Origin of the sequence: Fulvivirga sp. M361 (assembly GCF_007097395.1) — a bacterium.
In the GTDB taxonomy this organism is placed as follows: Bacteria; Bacteroidota; Bacteroidia; order Cytophagales; family Cyclobacteriaceae; genus Fulvivirga.
Window position 1 is genome coordinate 1 of the sequence record NZ_VKDC01000045.1, and the last position, 18878, is coordinate 18878.

General features: G+C 43.7%; 10 protein-coding genes. All 10 read left to right on the top strand.

From position 1 onward, the window contains the following. The first annotated feature begins 320 nt into the window (after positions 1-320). The 10 genes from FNH22_RS28300 (at position 321) to FNH22_RS28345 (ending at position 18851) form a co-directional block, all read left to right on the top strand. The gene (locus FNH22_RS28300; RefSeq protein ID WP_143401893.1) at positions 321-3191 is read left to right on the top strand and encodes a pitrilysin family protein; all 2871 of its coding nucleotides are present in this window, start codon (positions 321-323) and stop codon (positions 3189-3191) included. A 738-nt stretch (positions 3192-3929) separates the two neighbouring features. Further along, positions 3930-7004, top strand: a complete 3075-nt coding sequence (locus FNH22_RS28305; RefSeq protein WP_185154462.1) for a TonB-dependent receptor — start codon at positions 3930-3932, stop codon at positions 7002-7004. Positions 7005-7015: 11 nt separating this feature from the next. Further along, positions 7016-8641 carry a RagB/SusD family nutrient uptake outer membrane protein gene (locus FNH22_RS28310; protein ID WP_185154463.1) on the top strand — a complete coding sequence of 542 codons (1626 nt, stop codon included), beginning with the start codon at positions 7016-7018 and terminating at the stop codon, positions 8639-8641. Positions 8642-8660: 19 nt separating this feature from the next. Beyond that, the gene (locus tag FNH22_RS28315; RefSeq protein WP_185154464.1) at positions 8661-10538 is read left to right on the top strand and encodes an IPT/TIG domain-containing protein; all 1878 of its coding nucleotides are present in this window, start codon (positions 8661-8663) and stop codon (positions 10536-10538) included. A 143-nt stretch (positions 10539-10681) separates the two neighbouring features. Next, positions 10682-11836, top strand: coding sequence for a glycoside hydrolase family 26 protein (locus FNH22_RS28320; protein WP_143401897.1), 1155 nt, complete (start codon positions 10682-10684; stop codon positions 11834-11836). Next, the gene (locus FNH22_RS28325) at positions 11836-13575 is read left to right on the top strand and encodes an arylsulfatase (protein ID WP_143401898.1); all 1740 of its coding nucleotides are present in this window, start codon (positions 11836-11838) and stop codon (positions 13573-13575) included. The genes FNH22_RS28320 and FNH22_RS28325 overlap by 1 nt, the downstream gene beginning before the upstream one ends. Continuing rightward, a complete protein-coding gene (locus FNH22_RS28330) occupies positions 13565-14782 on the top strand; it encodes a glycosidase (protein ID WP_305038374.1) in 1218 nt (405 codons plus the stop codon). The genes FNH22_RS28325 and FNH22_RS28330 overlap by 11 nt, the downstream gene beginning before the upstream one ends. Further along, positions 14769-16166 (top strand): MFS transporter, encoded by a 1398-nt coding sequence (locus FNH22_RS28335; protein WP_143401899.1) that lies wholly within the window; start codon positions 14769-14771, stop codon positions 16164-16166. The genes FNH22_RS28330 and FNH22_RS28335 overlap by 14 nt, the downstream gene beginning before the upstream one ends. Before the next feature lie 4 nt (positions 16167-16170). Beyond that, positions 16171-17736: a calcineurin-like phosphoesterase family protein gene (locus tag FNH22_RS28340; protein WP_185154465.1), complete on the top strand. Its 1566-nt coding sequence runs from the start codon at positions 16171-16173 to the stop codon at positions 17734-17736. Then, positions 17736-18851 (top strand): lactonase family protein, encoded by a 1116-nt coding sequence (locus FNH22_RS28345; protein ID WP_143401901.1) that lies wholly within the window; start codon positions 17736-17738, stop codon positions 18849-18851. Before FNH22_RS28340 ends, FNH22_RS28345 begins: the two co-directional genes overlap by 1 nt. Positions 18852-18878: the final 27 nt, after the last annotated feature.

Consider the following 18878-nt stretch of genomic DNA (forward strand, 5'->3'; position numbering starts at 1 on the left):
GGCGGCATAGGCTTAGGACAACTCTTGCCTTTTTGAAAAAGAAGCTTGCTAAACGTTAAATCAAAAACTCAATCCTTGTAAAAGTAAAAAGACCGCCTCAATCACTTTTGAGACGGCCTCTTTTTATATTTTAGTCTACATTTAGTTGTGATCTGGATAAAATATTTAATTAAAATAACTCCGCTGATACCCGAGTTATCGTTACCCACTTGACCAAGGCCCATCAACCTTCCAAACGTTCATATCTACCGTTCTTGAAAAAAGCTACTTCGGCCTATTCAAGATAGTTATTTTTACTTCTTAAACCATTCGACATCTCAATGAACACACTAAAAGCAAGTTTTTTAACTGCCGTCTGTCTTCTTATTATAACTGCCAGTTATTCACAGACAAAGCTGATAGAAAAAGTAGAAAGAAAGGAAGGTGAAATTGTTATCCCTTATGAAAAATATCAGCTGGATAACGGATTGACGCTCATCATCCATGAAGATAATTCAGACCCATTGGTACATGTGGATGTTACCTACCACGTAGGCTCCGCCAGGGAAGAACTTAAAAAATCAGGTTTTGCCCATTTCTTTGAACACATGATGTTCCAGGGATCGGATAATGTTGCTGATGAAGAACATTTCAAGATTGTAAGCGAATCAGGAGGTACTTTAAATGGTACTACCAATCGTGATAGAACAAATTACTTTGAGACTCTTCCTAAAAATCAATTGGAAACTGCTCTGTGGCTTGAAGCTGACAGAATGGGTTTTTTACTTAATGCGGTAACACAGAAAAAATTCGAAGTACAACGTGAAACTGTGAAAAATGAAAAAGGTCAAAATTACGATAACAGTCCCTATGGTAAATGGAGAGAACTCAACGCCAGCACCCTTTACCCCTACGGTCACCCCTACTCCTGGCTAACCATAGGCATCCTGGAAGACCTTGACCGGGTGAATGTAGATGACTTGAAAAAATTCTTTTTGCGCTGGTATGGCCCTAACAACGCCACATTGACTGTGGGTGGCGATGTCAATAGCAAAGATGTTATCGCCAAAGTGGAGAAGTATTTTGGAGACATTCCCAAAGGCCCGGAAGTAACACCTTTAAAACTTGATCCGGTAGTATTAGATAAAGATCGTTATGTTTCATATTATGACAAAAACATACGATTTCCTGCACTGCTCATGACCTACCCTACAGTGCCTCGTTTCCACCCGGACGAGCCTGCTCTTGATTGCCTGGGAGAAATACTCGGCACAGGTAAAGGGAGTTATTTTTACAAAACCTTTGTAAAGACCCAGGCAGCCATACAGGCCAGCGTTTTTCATAATACCAGTGAGCTGGCAGGAGAATTCACCATGTTCGTATTGCCATTCCCGGGAAAGTCATTGAGTGATTTTGAAACGGAAATGCGTCAGGCGCTGGATGAATTTGAGAAAAACGGTGTGACGGATGAGGATATCCAAAAATTCAAAGCCCGATATGAATCACAAACAATCAATGCACTGGCTACAGTAAGTGGAAAGGTATCCCAATTAGCTGCATATGAAACTTTTTCAGGCAATCCTAACTACTTAAAAAAAGAATTGGAAAGCTACCTGGCAGTAACAAAGAAAGATGTGATCCGGGTTTATAACCAATATGTCAAGGGGAAATATGCCGTAGTACAAAGTGTTATTGCCAAAGAAGATGGTGCACCTGCCAAACCGGATAATTTCTCTCCACAAACAGAAGGTAACAACCCATTCCCCGTTACAGATTATAGTGGCTTAACTTATCAAAAAGGGGAGAGTGATTTTGACAGAAGCAAAAGGCCTGTACCGGGTCAAAGTCCGCTGGTATCTGTTCCCGAAGTTTGGAATGCAACCACCAAAAGTGGCATCAAGGTAATAGGTACTAAATCTTCGGAAATACCGACTGTTGCTATAGAATTGACCATCTACGGTGGCCATAAACTGGAAGCCAGCAATTTTGAAAAAGCCGGGGTCGCTCAATTAACGGCAGCCATGCTGAATGAATCCACGGAAAATTATTCAAGTCAGGCACTCTCAGAGGAACTGCAGAAGTTGGGCAGCAGTATAAGTGTATCATCCGGCAGTAACAGTACCGTTTTATCGGTAAGAACACTCACTAAGAACCTTGACGCTACTATCGCCCTGGCAGAAGAGGTGTTGAAAAGGCCTAAATTCTTACAGGAGGATTTTGACCGCATCAAAAAACAGCAGTTGGAAGGTATTAAGTCCCAGGAGAAACAACCTGTACCCATCGCCAACAATGTATATAGAAGGTTATTATATGGAGATGAGCATATTTATTCGGTTCCATCTTCAGGTATTGAAGAGACGGTGCAAAATATCACATTGGAAGACGTGAAAAACTTCTACAAATCCTACTATTCTCCGACTGTGGCGGAGTTGGTAATCGTGGGTGATGTTGATAAAAAGGAAATTATGCGCAAACTGTCATTCCTTGACAATTGGGAAGCCCAAAAAGTAACAATACCTGAAATGAAAACGAATGGGGCAATAGACAAAACAAAGATCTACCTGGTCAATAAAGAAAAAGCTCCGCAATCAGAGATCAGGATAGGCTACTTAACAGACATGAAGTATGACGCCACAGGCGAATACTTTGAACGTAGCCTAATGAATTACAACCTGGGAGGTGCATTTAACAGTCGTATCAACCTTAACCTTAGGGAAGATAAAGGTTACACTTATGGGGCCAGGTCTTCTTTCAGCGGCGGGGATGAAAATGGCCCCTTCACCGCCAGTGCAGGAGTAAGAGCCAATGTAACGGACAGCGCGGTAGCAGAATTCATGAAAGAGATCAAGCTATATGCTGATAAAGGTATTGAAGAGGATGAATTGAGTTTCATGAAAAACTCTATTGGACAGCGGGATGCACGATCTTACGAAGCACCATGGCAAAAAACCAGCTTTTTGCGTCGCATATTGCATTACGACTTAAGCACCAATTATGTCAAGGAGCAAAATAAGATCATCAATACTATAACGGTGTCACGTATCAATGAACTGGCCAGGAAACACTTACCGTATGAAAAGATGAATATCGTTGTTGTAGGTGATAAAGAATCCCTGGCGCCAGGCCTGGCTGCACTGGGCTATGAGATCGTAGAAGTAGACACCAAAGGAAATATTATAGAAGAAGGTGCTAAAATAGATACTTCAAAATAACCAACAGATTAATTAAAGGAGGTGCCTCAAAAGTTAAACGTATTTGAGTGCATACTTGATAATCACAGACCGAGGCCGTTCAAAACACATTTGATACGGCCTCTTTTTATTGCCTCTATCGAAGAACGAAACCTCGTTACCATTCCGCTCCAATAGTCAAACAAATAAACCTGGCATTTAGGCCATCTCTTAAGTGATGTGAAGGGCTATTTAAACCCAGGACTTATTCCACACAGTGAGTCTCCATGTTAAAGACCTATCCGAAAGACACCTGTTTTCCTTTTCTCCAAATTAAAAATATCCGTCTTAAGGTCGGTCACTCCTACAGAACTTAAGTTCAAAGTTTACAGGTATAAAAAGTAAAGTTCTACAAATCAGCACTCATTAAAATAATTGACATTTTATACTACCAAATGCGAAATGTCTGGGATTATTAAAAATTCAGGCAGTATTTGAAATATATCACCATGCGCTAAGTTACATACACACTCGAAGTAATGTGATATACTCCCACCCTATTTGTGCGTTTTCACGATCTATTCCTGAACACTAAACCTCCAATTTTACCCCCTAAAATCGGTCGAGAAAATGTTCAGACAAATCAGTAATCTTAAAAATCATAAGACAAATTCGAAAAGAAAACTAAGACTCTTATTAAGTCTCGAGATTGGCCTGGGCATTTTATTGATCCTTTTTTCTGTAATACTTATCAAGATCTTTTTATAACCAAACATGCCTATGAAAAAGTCATTACTCTTTAAAAAGAATTCCAGCTTTGTTCCTCTGATGGTACTGGCTCTGCTGATAACCTGTCAGTTGGTGTATGCCCAGCATCAGGTGAGCGGCAGAGTAACTGAAGCTGACGATCCGCTACCCGGAGTAAATGTGGTAGAAAAAGGCACCACAAATGGTACCGTTACCGATATTGACGGTAATTATACCCTTACAGTTCCTGCTGAAGCCACGCTGGTATTTAGCTATATCGGTTTCACTAATGAGGAAGTAATTGTCGGTGGCCGTGATGTAGTCAATGTAACGATGCAGATCGATGTAACTTCTCTGCAGGAGGTGGTGGTGATCGGGTACGGCACGATAAGAAAATCTGACGTTACCGGAGCAGTCGCACAAATAAAGACAGAAGACATGCAACGATTGGCCACTTCAGATGTCAACCTGACCCTCCAGGGACGTGCTGCAGGGGTACAGGTAATCAAGGATTCAGGAGCACCTGGCTCAGGTTCTGTGGTAAGAATCAGGGGAATTGGCAGTCTGTCTGATAGTAACCCTATTTATATTGTAGACGGTTTCCCCACTCAAGACATTAGCAATCTCCTGCCATCAGATATAGAGTCCGTCGAGGTATTAAAAGACGCCTCTGCTACTGCTATCTATGGTTCTCGTGGCGCTAACGGGGTCATCTTAATTACCACTAAGAGAGGTAATGCAGGCGCTGTCAACTTCAATGTGAATGCGTACTATGGGGCAACGGAAGTCTGGCAGACCTTAGATGTACTGAATGCAGAACAATACGCCAACCTCAGGTTGGAAGCATTTGCCAACGATGGCACTACTCCCGATGCGAGCACTTTGGCTAAGCTGGAGTTTGTCCGGGACAACCCGGGTAACGGAACGGACTGGCAGGAAGAGATTCTGGAAGTAGGCAAAGTCCAAAACTATGCCCTAAACGTAAATGGTGGGAAAACAGAAAGTAAATTCAGCTTATCAGCCAATTACTTCAGGCTGGACGGAACAGTAAAAGGGACATTTGAGGAGAAAGTCATCACACGATTCAACAATGACCTTCAATTCAATGATTGGCTGACAGGCGGATTGAATGTATCTTATGCTTATCAAAATTTCACCAATTCTGTTGAAAGTCAGTTCGGAAGCCCGTTATCTACAGCTATCAGAAAAGACCCCATTACCATGGCTTTTGATCCTGGCCTGGGCACTTATGGCAGAAGTGGGCTTTCAGATGTACCTAACCCTTTACGCCAGGTGGATGAGGGAAGAGAAAGACTACGGTCAAACTACCGGATCCAGGCAGGCGCCTTCTTAACCGCTGAAGTGGTGAAAGGGCTGAAATTCACTTCCCGATTTACTTTTGACAGAATCGAAACCGATAATGACGACTTTGCTCCTGCCTTCTTTATCAATGGCAATGAAAATCGCGAGCTAAGCATTCTTACCAGTTTCAATTCGCAACGCCAAAGTTTTGTCAACTCAAACTTTGTTAATTACTTAAAAGAATTTGGTAATCATACCATTGACGCTACGGTAGGTATGGAACTATTCTCAGACCGCCAGGATGCTGTCTCGGTGGTTATATTAGGTGCTCCGGAAGATGAATCGTTGAGATTTAACATACAAAGTAACAATCAGGAAGACGTTCAATACAGCGATGGCCGTTTTTTTCAGAACAAACTCTTCTCCTATTTTGCCCGGGCCAATTATAACTATGACGATCGGTACCTTGTCACGGCCACGGTAAGAAGAGATGGGTCGTCCAAGTTTGCCGATGGAAACCGATGGGGAACCTTTCCTTCCTTTTCCGCTGGCTGGAATGCACATAACGAATCCTTTTTTCCTACATCCGACATTTTTTCGTCATTGAAAGTACGGGCCGGATGGGGCGAAGTGGGCAATGAAACCTCGGTGGGGTCTTTCGACTATCTCACACTGTACAATCCCAATTTCAACTATGTGTTTTCAGGTGACAATACAGCCCTGGGTTCGGCCCCTACTACCATTGTAAATAGTAACATTCAATGGGAAACTTTCCGACAGATCAATATTGGGACAGATATAGGCCTGTTCGATGATAAATTGAACGCCACACTCGACTATTTCATCAAAACAACCGATGATTTCCTTTATGTGCAACCCGTGCCTGGCATAGCTGGCGCTGAAGGTGGTACAGCAAATATTGGTGATATGGAAAACAAAGGATTTGAGATCGCCTTGGGTTACAGGAATAGTTTTGGAGACCTGGATGTGGATCTTTCCCTGAATGCCTCAAGGATCGTCAATGAAGTACGTTCCCTCGGAGGAGGCGAACCTCTCGAAGTAGGTTTTGAATCCAGGTCCGGTGGTCCTAACACCATTACTCAGGAAGGAGAAGAGGCAGTGATCTTCTATGGTCTGAAAACCGACGGGATCTTTAACAGTCAACAGGAAATAGATACCTATACGAATAGTGATGGTGAATTAATCCAACCCAATGCACAGCCCGGTGACGTTAAATACATTGACGTAGACGGCGACGGTTCCATCAATTTTGCCAATGACAGGACTAACATAGGCTCGCCCGTGCCGGACTTAACGCTGGGATTCAATGCCAAATTAGGGTACAAAGGGTTTGATCTGAGCATTTTCATCCAGTCATCCATCGGAAACGACATTGCTAACATGGCAAAGTTTTATTCATCAAGTCCCAGTGGCCTGGATAATCAATTTGCTTCACGTATGAATCGCTGGACAGCCGAGAATCCCAATGCAAATGAACCGCGCATGACGGTAGCAGACCCCAACCAAAATTTCCTTTACAGCGACAGGTATATAGAAGACGGTGATTATGTCAGACTTAAGAATCTGCAGCTGGGCTATACCCTTCCGCAAAACTTAGTGAACAAAATGTTTGCTTCGTCCATAAGAGTATATGTCTCTTCGGATAATCTTATCACGATCACTGATTATTCTGGTTTTGATCCGGAAGTAGGCCCTTTCCAGGGAAACGCCCTTCATTTTGGCGTGGACTATGGCCAGTACCCACAGGCTAGGACTTTCATGGCAGGCATCAACATTAACTTTTAATTCTTAAGATGATGAAAAGATTTATTTTGAAATATTCATTATTGATGGCTTTTTTTACCCTGGTATCGGGTTGCGATGAATTTCTGGAAGTAGAACCCAAAGGCTCTTCCACAGAAGCTAATTTCTTCAACGATCCCAACAACGCACTAAAGGCGGTCAATGCCATTTACGATCCATTAACATGGGGACAATCGGGAAACACATTACCCGTAGGATTCTCTCACTCTTACGAATTTATTGTAGGAGATATATTAACGGATGATGCTGTTAAGGGAAGTACGGATTCTGACTTACCGGGTATCAGTGAGTTGGAAGAATGGAGAGCCACACCGGCTAATGCTAATATTCTGACACTATGGTACAATCCCTGGGTAGGTATTTACAGGGCCAATATCGCTATAAACAACCTGCCTGACGCTCCGTTAGAAGAAGCGCTAAAAAATCGTTTGCTGGGAGAATCCTATTTTCTTAAAGGGTACTATTACTTTTTACTGGCGCGTATTTTCGGTGGAGCGCCTCTTTTGGATGAACCATTAAATCCTGATGATGTAAAGGCCAGGGATTTCGAAAGAGCGTCCATTGAAGATACCTATGCATTTACCTTCGAGTTATTCCGCAAGGCCATTGAACTTCTTCCTGAGAAGAGTCAATACAGTAGCATTGACCTGGGGAGGGCTACCAAAGGCTCTGCCAGAGCGTACCTTGCCCGCGCATACATGTATGAGTTAGGCATGATCAACCGGAATAATCTGACCTGGGATGATGTATATGATCAGACCAATGCCATCATAACCTCCGGGCAATATAGTCTGGTAAACAATTTTGCCACCATTTTCCAATTAGAAGGTGAAAATAATGCTGAATCCCTGTTTGAAGTACAAGCCGCCTCGGCCAATACGGATGATGTTTTCCTGGGTACGGGAACGGTAGAAAATCGATTTCAAAATCCTTTCGACACGTGGGGCTGGGGGTTTAACGTACCGAGGCAAGACCTGTTTGATTCCTTCGCTGACAACGACCCCAGAAGACCGGCCTCGCTTATGATAGAAGGTGAAAATGCCTATGGGGTGGCCATAAACGTCACGGCCGGCAATCGTAATCCTGAAGGCGTCCTGAACAGGAAAGTTATCGGCCATCCTGATAACGGGCCAGCGTTCAATGGGGACGGAGAACAAAATATACGCAAGTTCAGGTATGCCGATATACTGCTGATGCAAGCAGAAGCTGAATTTCACAGAAGTAACGAATCCAATGCCATTGATCTTGTAAACCAGGTAAGAGAAAGGGCTTCCAACAGTACTTTCCCTCTGGGGTATAACACCGGAAACCCTAGTGGATACGACGCCCCGGTCTTCGGTGGTACGTTGGCATCTCTGTCCGGAGTGAGTGGACAGGGCCTTTTAAATGCTATATGGCATGAGAGAAGACTGGAATTTGCCATGGAGTCTTTACGGTTCTGGGATCTGGTCAGGACCGGACGGTATATCGGTGCACTTGATTCAAAATTCGGCAACACTACCGTCAGTTCAGGAGCAATGTCACATGCGTTGACACAGTACGAACACCCCATCCCTCTACTGCCCATACCTACCGTAGAAGCCACAAGTTGGGGTCTTCAACAAAATCCGGGGTACTAACCATAAAAGATGAATGGATATGAAAAAAATTAACATACTATTACTACTTATGTCATTAGCATTGTTGCATACGATGACTTCCTGCGAAAATGAAACGGATGAATTCGACCTGGATTTTCCTTTACCACAGATCACAGCATTTTCTCCACAGTCTGACACGGTAGGGAAAACCGTGACGATCACAGGAGCTAATTTTGAGCGGATAAGCTCTATATCAATAGGTGGAGCAAATATCACCAGCGAAAATTTTGAGGTAACAAGTTCCACAAGCATTACCGCCACTTTACCCAGAATATTTAATGCCGGACCAATAGCTGTAATGAATGTCTTTGACAGGGGCGCTATCACATTGGATAACTTTGTGCCTTTGTACCCCACGGCCACCGTCTCTGGCTGGCCTTCGGAGTTAAATGCCTTTGGTAAAGTTCAGATCTTCGGAAAAGATCTGGACATGATCACATTGGCCATTGTAAACGGTGACACGGCCTCTATCTCTTCGGCAGGTACCACCGCCTTGGTAATCGACACTAAAAACGTCAATTTCCTTGCTGGTACCATCGGAACGGAGATTGAAATATCGTTAACAGGCCTTGGAGATGTTGAAAATCAATCCGCATTCCTCACATTACAGGAACCGGCAGAAGAGTTACCTCCAGGGTCTGAACCTCGCATGCTGCTTGACTTTGAAGATGGTATAGTGCCCTGGCAAGAATGGGTGGACGGGCCTGTGACCGGTGAGCAAGCAGGGATCAACCTGGGAGCCATAAGTCCCCATCCTTCCGGCGGAGATAACTTTCTATCCGTGCTTATTCCAAATGTAAATACTACCTCCTGGTCGTCGGAAGTATTTTTTGGCGACGTGGAACCGGAAGGGGATCAAGCTACAGACACTATCAACCTGGGTGATTTCAGGGACCCGCACCTTTCCTTCCTGGTAAACACAGGCAGCGGTGAGGCCCGGTTTGCTATAGAACTATATGAATCACATAAATGGGGCAAATGGTATAACGATGAAGATGGTGCAGTCATAGTCAAAACCGGGGGAACCTGGCAGTGGGTATCCATCTCATTGGCTGAGGATTCCGGGTTTGGTAACTGGGGAACTGTTGGATGGGACAACGATGACGGAAGTAAGACCGATATTGATTTTAGCCGTATAAGGTATATCAAACTCGGTACCGGTACCGATGGTTTTACCATAGGGAATGATTACGAGGCAAACATTGATAACTTTCAAATTACCGATGGCCCTGTCAGTAATGGGGATGACTTTCTTTCAGGTTCTTCTACTCCCCTATTCGTTTTCTTTGACCTCGAAGATGGGGTAAATCCTTATCAGGCTATAAATGAAGATAAAGTACAAAGTATAGCATCTGTAGTCACCGATCCTGCAAATGCTCCTCAAGGAAACCGGTTCTTAAAAGTAGATGCAGATGTAATAACGGCAGGATGGAACTGGTATGGAAATTACACTATACGGGAACTCAATGTTGATATAAAAAGTCAGCTAACTCCGTACATTAGTTTTTATGTGCATAATGGGAACAGGGACACCCGGTTTGAAATGCAGTTGTTAGATGCTAACGGCTTCGGTTGGGGAACTAACTTTTTGACACCAGCGAATGATGGCTGGCAAGTGATAACGATCAACCTGGTAACAGCCAGTTGGAGCAACTGGGGAGGCGCTCCCTACCAGGCACCGGACCTAAGTGCTATCACCGGGTTGGACCTGGCCTTAAATGCTGAAAAGATAGGGGATGCAGGAGCTACACAAACGGTATTAACCGATTATGTCATACTGACTGCCGGCTCAGTACGTTCAAGGATCGGGAGTCATAATATAAACTATCCGATCGTCTACCCACAAACAAAAGCCGGAAAGAAGCCTGCTTTTTAACTCTTTTAGAACAATTTTATCAGGAAAGCTGGCTTAGAAATAAGCCAGCTTTCAAAAACGAACCCCAGTGAAACTATCCCTGAAACAAATGCAAATAACTTCCGCCAAAACTACAAGACCACCGAACCATTGATTTCAATCATATGAAAAGCCGACTACCACTAACGCTCTTTCTTATCGCTTTTACTCTATCTGCCTGGTCTCAAAAAGTATCTCCCGCAGATACAAAAGCCACAAAAAAGACGAGGATGCTTTATACCAACCTGCAACAAATCTCGCAGCAAGGCACCCTATTCGGGCACCAGGACGACCAGGCTTATGGTGTTGGATGGTGGAATGAAAAAGGCAGATCCGATGTGAAGGATGTGACCGGATCATATCCTTCTGTCCACGGCTGGGACCTGGGGGACATAGGCATTTCACCCTTTAACCTCGATACGGTAGACTTTAAGTTAATGAGACAATGGATAAAAGCCACGTACAAACGCGGTGGCATAAACACCATTTCCTGGCATTTGGATAATCCCAAAACAGGGGGTGGCTCATGGGATAAAACACCTGCAGTCAAAGATATATTACCCGGAGGCCCGGCACATAAGGTTTACCTGAGTCAATTAAATGCTCTGGCCGATTTCCTGAAATCATGTAAAGTCGGTTTAACCAGTATCCCAATCATTTTCAGACCTTTTCACGAACATAATGGCAACTGGTTTTGGTGGGGAAAAGGACACTGTAGTGAAGAAGAATACATAGCGCTCTGGAGATTTACCGTCGACCATCTAAGAACCCAGCAAGGCATTCACCACCTTCTGTATGCGTTTTCCCCGGACAGAAGCAGGCTTGACCTTTCAAAAGGGGCCGAAGCCTATTACTACGGATATCCCGGCGATGAATATGTAGACATCATAGGGCTTGATAACTATTGGGATGTAGGCCATGCAAAGAACAAAAAAACACTGGAACAGCAGGAAAAAGACCTGATCCAAAGTCTTTCTCTCATCCATAAGATCGCAACAGAAAAGAATAAAGTAGCAGCATTAACGGAAACGGGCCACTCCGGCTTGAAGGAAAGGGATTGGTTTACTCAAAGGATACTTAAACCTCTCAAGGAAAATACGGACCTGAATATAGCCTGGGTCCTGGTGTGGAGGAACAGACATAAAAATCATTTTTACAGTCCTCCTAAAGACCATCCGGCAGCACATGATTTTCAAGTCTTTTTTGATGACCCGCACACACTGTTCGAGAAGGACCTGAGGAAGGTATATAAACCTGGTTTTGAGATCATTAATAAATAATGCAGCGGGTCTATTATATCCTGGTCATCAGTTTTCTCAGTACACAATGTTCCTCCCGGCAGGAAACTGATCACACTACCCCACCAAATATCATTTTAATCCTTACGGATGATCAGGGCTGGGGGGACGTAGGTTTCCACGATAATGACATGATCAACACTCCTCACCTGGACCAGCTGGCCAAAGAATCTGTAGCATTTACAAGGTTTTATGTTTCTCCTGTTTGTGCGCCTACAAGAGCGAGCCTGCTTACCGGACGTTATCATCTTTCTACGGGCGTGTCATGGGTAACCCACCGAAAAGAAGTGCTGCGTAACTCCGAGATCACTATAGCAGAACTACTCCAGGCCAACGGATACCGTACAGGGCTATTTGGAAAATGGCATAACGGAAAACAGTACCCACATGACCCGAACGGGCAGGGTTTTGATCAATTCATAGGATTTAAAGAAGGGCATCTCAATAATTATTTTGATGTGGAACTGGCCCATAACCAGCACACTGTTACCACCAAAGGCTATGTCCCCGATGTACTGACTGATGCTGCCATTCGCTTCATCCAAAAAGACCTCCCTTTCTTTTGTTACCTGTCCTTTAACACTCCTCATAGCCCTTTCCAGGTACCGGATAAGTACTTCAAACCTTACAAAAAAATGGGGCTTAATGACAAAACATCAGCAGTGTACGGCATGATCACAAATATTGATGATAACATCGGGAGATTGTTGGATGCACTCAAACGTTCTGGTAAGGAAACTGAGACCATTGTTATATTCCTAAGTGATAATGGCCCGAACGGACATCGGTACAATGGAAATCTTAAAGGCATAAAATCCCATGTAGATGAAGGTGGTGTAAGGGTGCCGTTCCTGGTTCGATATCCCGGTATGCAATGGAATACTGACAACGGCATATCTGCCATGGCAGCTCACATTGATATACTACCTACCTTGGCAGAATTAACAGGCATAAGTATTCCGGACTCACTGGAGATACATGGTAAAAGCCTCGTAAACACCCTGCAAGGACAATCACCTGACACGTCTCGATATTTTTTCACCCACCAGGTGAGGCGAACGTTTGACACCATTCCCGGAGCTGTCAGAACAAATCGATATTTGCTGACACTTCAACCTGAAGACACGGCGCTTTACGACCTCCAGAATGATCCTTATCAAAGACAAGATATATCAGATGCAATGCCTCAAATGGTTTCCGACCTGGAAAAAAGGTATAGTAATTGGTTTACAGACATTACGAAAAAAGGCATTGAGCCACAACATATTGAGATTGGGCATACCAATGTCGCCTTCATTGAATTTCCAGCTCAGGAAGCAATAAGCCATGAAAACGTTCAATTCAAAGGCCTGGAAGGCTGGGCAAACGATTACCTGGTAGAATGGTTGGATAGGTCCAACGCTTCCTGGCACCTCAGGTCCTTAGCAGAGAGTCAATATGAAGTAGTATTACAAGCATCATGTGATGTCGGTACGGCCATCCAAATAAAGGTAGGCGGACAAGAGCTTAACCATATCGTCAGGACACCCAGGATCAAAAAACGACTGGAAAGTCCTGACAGGATAAAAAGAGGAGAAGTGTATGAGTATGTATGGCCGGAAATACCATTAGGTACAATAGCCATAGCTGAAGGACTCCATAGCCTGAAAGTAACTTCCTACGAACCAAAAGACCTGGAGGTCAAATCTATCATTTTAAAATTGATCAAGCATGACAAGTGAAATGGCTCGCATTGAACGTATGAAAAAGCTTTTCAAAGCACACGAAAAATTGATAAGTCGCCCCAATGAAAAGGTGTCGGAAAACAATGGATGGTATCAAAGGTACCGGTACCCGATAATTACAGCTGAACACACTCCTATCCCCTGGCGATATGATCTTGATCCGGAAACCAACCCGCTGATGATGGAGAGAATAGGTGTGAATGCGGCATTCAATTCAGGCGCCATTTTGTTTGATGGTCGATTTTTGTTGGTAGTACGTGTAGAAGGTTATGACCGTAAGTCTTTTTTTGCAATAGCTGAAAGTGAAAATGGCATAGACAACTTTCGCTTTTGGGACTATCCCATAACACTACCGGAAACACATGATCCTGACATCAACGTCTATGACATGCGATTAGTGCATCACGAAGATGGCTGGATCTACGGCCTTTTCTGTACGGAAAGAAAAGATACAGAAGCGCCCCAACATGACCAGTCCGCTGCCGCAGCAGCCTGTGGCATAGCACGAACACATGATCTGATCAACTGGGAACGGCTGGAAGACCTGGACAGTGATGGAAGCCAGCAGCGTAACGTAGTGTTACATCCGGAATTCGTTGATGGTAAATATGCTTTGTACACACGCCCGCAAGACGGTTTTATAGATTCAGGAACCGGAGGAGGTATTGGCTGGACTCTAGCAGAAAGCATGGAAAAGGCAAAAGTGACTAATGAAAAAGTCCTTGACCCTAAAGTATATCATACGATCAAAGAGGTGAAAAACGGTCAGGGCCCGGCACCCTTAAAAACTGACGAAGGCTGGTTGCATCTCGCACACGGGGTAAGGAACACCGCAGCAGGCCTGCGATATGTACTATACCTGTTCATGACTGCACTGGATGACCCTTCAAAAGTGATCCACAGACCAGCCGGACATTTTATGGCCCCTGACGGTTCAGAACGTATAGGAGACGTATCAAATGTACTCTTCTCTAACGGTTGGATAGCCACCACAGCAGGTGACGTATATATTTACTACGCTTCCTCGGACACTCGTATGCATGTAGCTACTTCCACCATAGACAGGTTAGTGGATTATTGTAAAAATACCCCTGAAGACGGATTGAGGTCCTTTGCCAGTGTTCAATCTCGCAACGCGCTCATTAAAAGGAATATGGAATTTATGAAAAGTGTAGGATGGAATGCAAATAATGGAGAACGATAAAACAAGGATACCTTTTGCAGAGAAGATCTCCTATGGACTGGGTGACTTCGCCTCCTCCATGTTCTGGAAGCTTTTTTCCATGTTCCTTTTGTTCTTTTATACGGATGTATTCGGTATTTCAGCAGCAGCGGTAGGCACTATGTTTCTGATCACAAGAATATGGGATGCTGCCAATGATCCTTTAATGGGTATTTTGGCGGACAGGACCCACTCGAAATGGGGGAAATTCAGACCTTATTTATTATTTATAGCCGTTCCTTTTGCCATTGTAGGTGTACTCACATTCAGCACCCCGGACCTAAGCCCTTACGGTAAACTCATCTATGCTTACGTAACTTATTCATTGATGATGATGGTATATACTGCGGTAAATGTGCCGTATTCTTCCTTAATGGGAGTTATGACCAATGACCCGGGTGAACGTACCGCACTAGCCTCCTTCCGGTTTATTGGAGCATTCAGTGGTGGATTACTGGTTACCGCAACGGCCAATTCACTGATAAATTATTTTGGAAAGGAAGATCAGGCCGCTGGTTTTCAATATACCATTGGCATCTACGCAATAATAGCCGCTATATTGTTTGTACTCACTTTCACGGGTACGCGAGAGAGGTTAAGACCAGTTGTTACCTCACAAAGGTCATCATTGAAAGATGACCTGAAAGACATTTCTAAAAACGGTCCGTGGTTTATCATGCTGGGTGCCGGTATAGCTATTTTGATATTTAATTCACTTAGAGACGGATCTATACTGTACTATTTTAAGTATTATGTACAGGATCAAACCCTTTCATTTCTAGGCAAAGAGTATACATTAACCCATACTGTTCTTTCCTCTGCCTACATGTCTCTCTGGCTGGCCACAAACATCGTTGGCGTAGTGTTAGCTAAACCTGTTTCCTCCCGGCTTGGAAAGAAAAGGACCTTTGCCTTATCAGCTGTATTCTCTGCACTATTTAGCTTTATGTTGTTTTTCTTCAAACCGGATCAGATCGGTTGGATATTCTTCTCAAATATTTTGATAGGTATTTCTGCAGGTATTATATTACCATTAGCCTGGTCGATGTACGCTGATATCGCTGACTATTCAGAATGGAAAACCGGCAGAAGGGCTACCGGACTGATCTTTTCCTCCTCTTCCATGTCACAAAAATTTGGCTGGACCCTTGGCGGAGCGATCACTGGCTGGTTGTTGGCCGGCTTTGGTTTTGAAGCGAATATAGAACAGTCCGAAGAAACACTATTAGGCATTCGATTGATGATCAGTGTTATAGCGGGATTGGGGGCATTACTTTCATTTGGTTTTATTCATTTTTATAAGCTGGATGAAGAATTTATGGAAAAAGTGGTTAAGGACCTGGAGAAGTCGAGGGAAAATCAGTGATACTATGAAAACTCAATCTTTTTGTTATGTTTTTCTTTTGGCTGCTTTCAGTTTCACAAATAGCCAAAGTCAGACTACCTCTATAACGGGCACCATTTATTTGGATATCAATAAGAATAACACCTACGATACGGGCGAAGAACCATTGCAAGACGTACTTGTTTCCAATGGAAGAGACATTGTTATCTCAACGGCAGAGGGTCGTTATACAATAGAGGTAAATCATGGACAAACCATTTTTGTTATAAAGCCCTCAGGGTTCTCTTTACCATTAGATGAATTTGGGATTCCTAATGCCTACTTTCATTACTATCCCGATAAAATGGTCCCTGCGGAATATCCCGGGTTATCCATTACCCATGAGGTCCCGAAGAATGTAAATTTTGGATTGAAGAAGTCCCCGGAGTCGGATACATTCAAAGTGGCCATGTTAGGTGATCTTCAGATGAGAAACCAGGAAGAGATCAATTATGCCAACCGCCTCCTCACGCCTGAACTTTATAAGAGAGACGACCTTTCTATGGCCGTTCTTCTTGGGGATATTGCAGACGATAACCTGAATATTCTCAACGGTATGAGACAGATCACCAAACATTTCAAAATGGCTTCGTACCCGGTATTCGGTAATCACGACAGAAACCTGGAAAAGCCATGGAGATATAACTTTACAAGCACTTTCAAAAAGATATTTGGCCCGGACTATTATTCTGCTAACTATGGCAAAGTACATTTCATCATGCTTAATGATATACTGCCTACTGAAAAAGGATATACCGGCGGTATCACAGAAGACCAGCTGACTTTTATCGAAAATGACCTGAAACACGTTCCGGAAGATTACCTTATCGTTTTTAATCAACATATTCCGATTTATAGCCTTGATAACAGGAAGGATCTTCTTGAGTTGATCAAAAATCGTGAGCATGTACTGGCGGTTTCAGGGCACCGGCATATCCTGGAGCAGGAATTTATTCCATATGCCGATGGAAAGGAGCTCCATGAAGTAGTGGCCGGTGCGGTCTGTGGACTATGGTGGGATGGCGAGCGGGATTGGAAAGGCATACCTGTAGCCGTCATGGGCGGGGGCGCACCAAAAGGGTATTACGTCTTCACTTTTACAGGAAATCAATACCAAATGGCGTACAAAGCTTTAGAATTGCCACCGGAAAAGCAGATCAACCTATGGACCTGGCAACCGGACCGTGGTGATCCGGGGATGCAATTGCCCAACGGTTTTAAAGGAAATGAAGTCCTTGCCAACGTTTTTGCCGGATCAGTCAGAACCGAAGTGAGCATGTGTGTGGATGATGGCAAATGGGTGCCAATGCAAAAAGCCGACCTGCAAGACCCATATATAGCCAGGATCCTATATTATGAAAAAAAAGGTACCTACCCTACTCCCGGTCAAATCAGATCTGGATTAAGAAAGGAACCTTCCAGGCATCTCTGGATCGGTAGCTACCCGGAAGGACTTAGCTCCGGATCACACAAAGTAGAAATAATGGCGAAAGACCCCTATGGGTTGAATGCTTATGAGGTTTCATTTTTTATTTTGGGTAAATTTGACTGATGTTCAAACTATCTGTGTCCGCTATTTCCATTGTCTATTGTTTAATTTTCTCTCTGGCCCTTCTTTCATGTCAATCCAAAAGGCATAAGATCCTGATAGGCACCTATACGACCAACGAAAGTGAAGGGATCTATTTGTGCTCTTTTGATGAAGGTAAGGAGGTATTGACCCTGGATGGTTTAGCAGCAAAAACTGAAAACCCCTCCTATCTTGCAATTACAAAGAGCGGTGATCACATCTTTGCTGTCAATGAAACGAGAGACGGGAACGTAACGTCATTTAACCGGGATGGGAACCGGTTAGTGCAAAGTGGAATCAGCACCATTAATGGGGAACATCCCTGCTATATTGACATCAGTCCTGATCAGCAATTCATTGCGGTTGCCAATTACACAAGCGGTAACTTTTCCACTATAAGATTAACAAAAGATGGCAACCTGGATAGTAGTCCTGTATCATGGCAACATACGGGAAAAGGAACAGATTCTACGCGACAAGAGGCCCCTCATGCTCATTGCGCCAAATGGGTAGATAAATCTTCGTTTTTAATAGCAGACTTAGGCATTGACCGTATCCTGCCTTATCGCATTGACAATGACTCTAAGCTGGAGAAAGTAAGCGAAGGGACTAAAATGAAAGACGGTTGTGGCCCAAGGCACATCGTGTTTCATCCCCACCAGGATATTGTATATGCCGCGTGTGAATTATCCAATGAAGTTGCTGTATTGGAGTTTGATCCTGTAAGCTTCAAATTGATATCTAAACAGTACGCTTCTACTTTGCCAACAGACTTTGACGGGTCCAATACGAACGCTGATCTTCACGTCTCACCGGACGGAAAGTATTTATACGTTTCTAACCGTGGTCATAATAGTATAGCCGCCTTCAAGATCATGGATAACGGACAGCTTAACCCAACAGGACATTTCCCTACCAGGGGTGAAAAGCCACGAAATTTCACCATTTTGCCCGGAGGAAAACATTTGTTGGTAGCCAATCAGGATAGTAATAATATAGTGGCTTTCCGTATAAATTCCGAAGATGGTTCTTTGGAATTCACTGGCAGCGAAATTAAAGTGTCCTCACCTGTATGCCTTAAAAGCTTTAATAACTGACCTTACTTCTTCCCATTCTACAAGAAT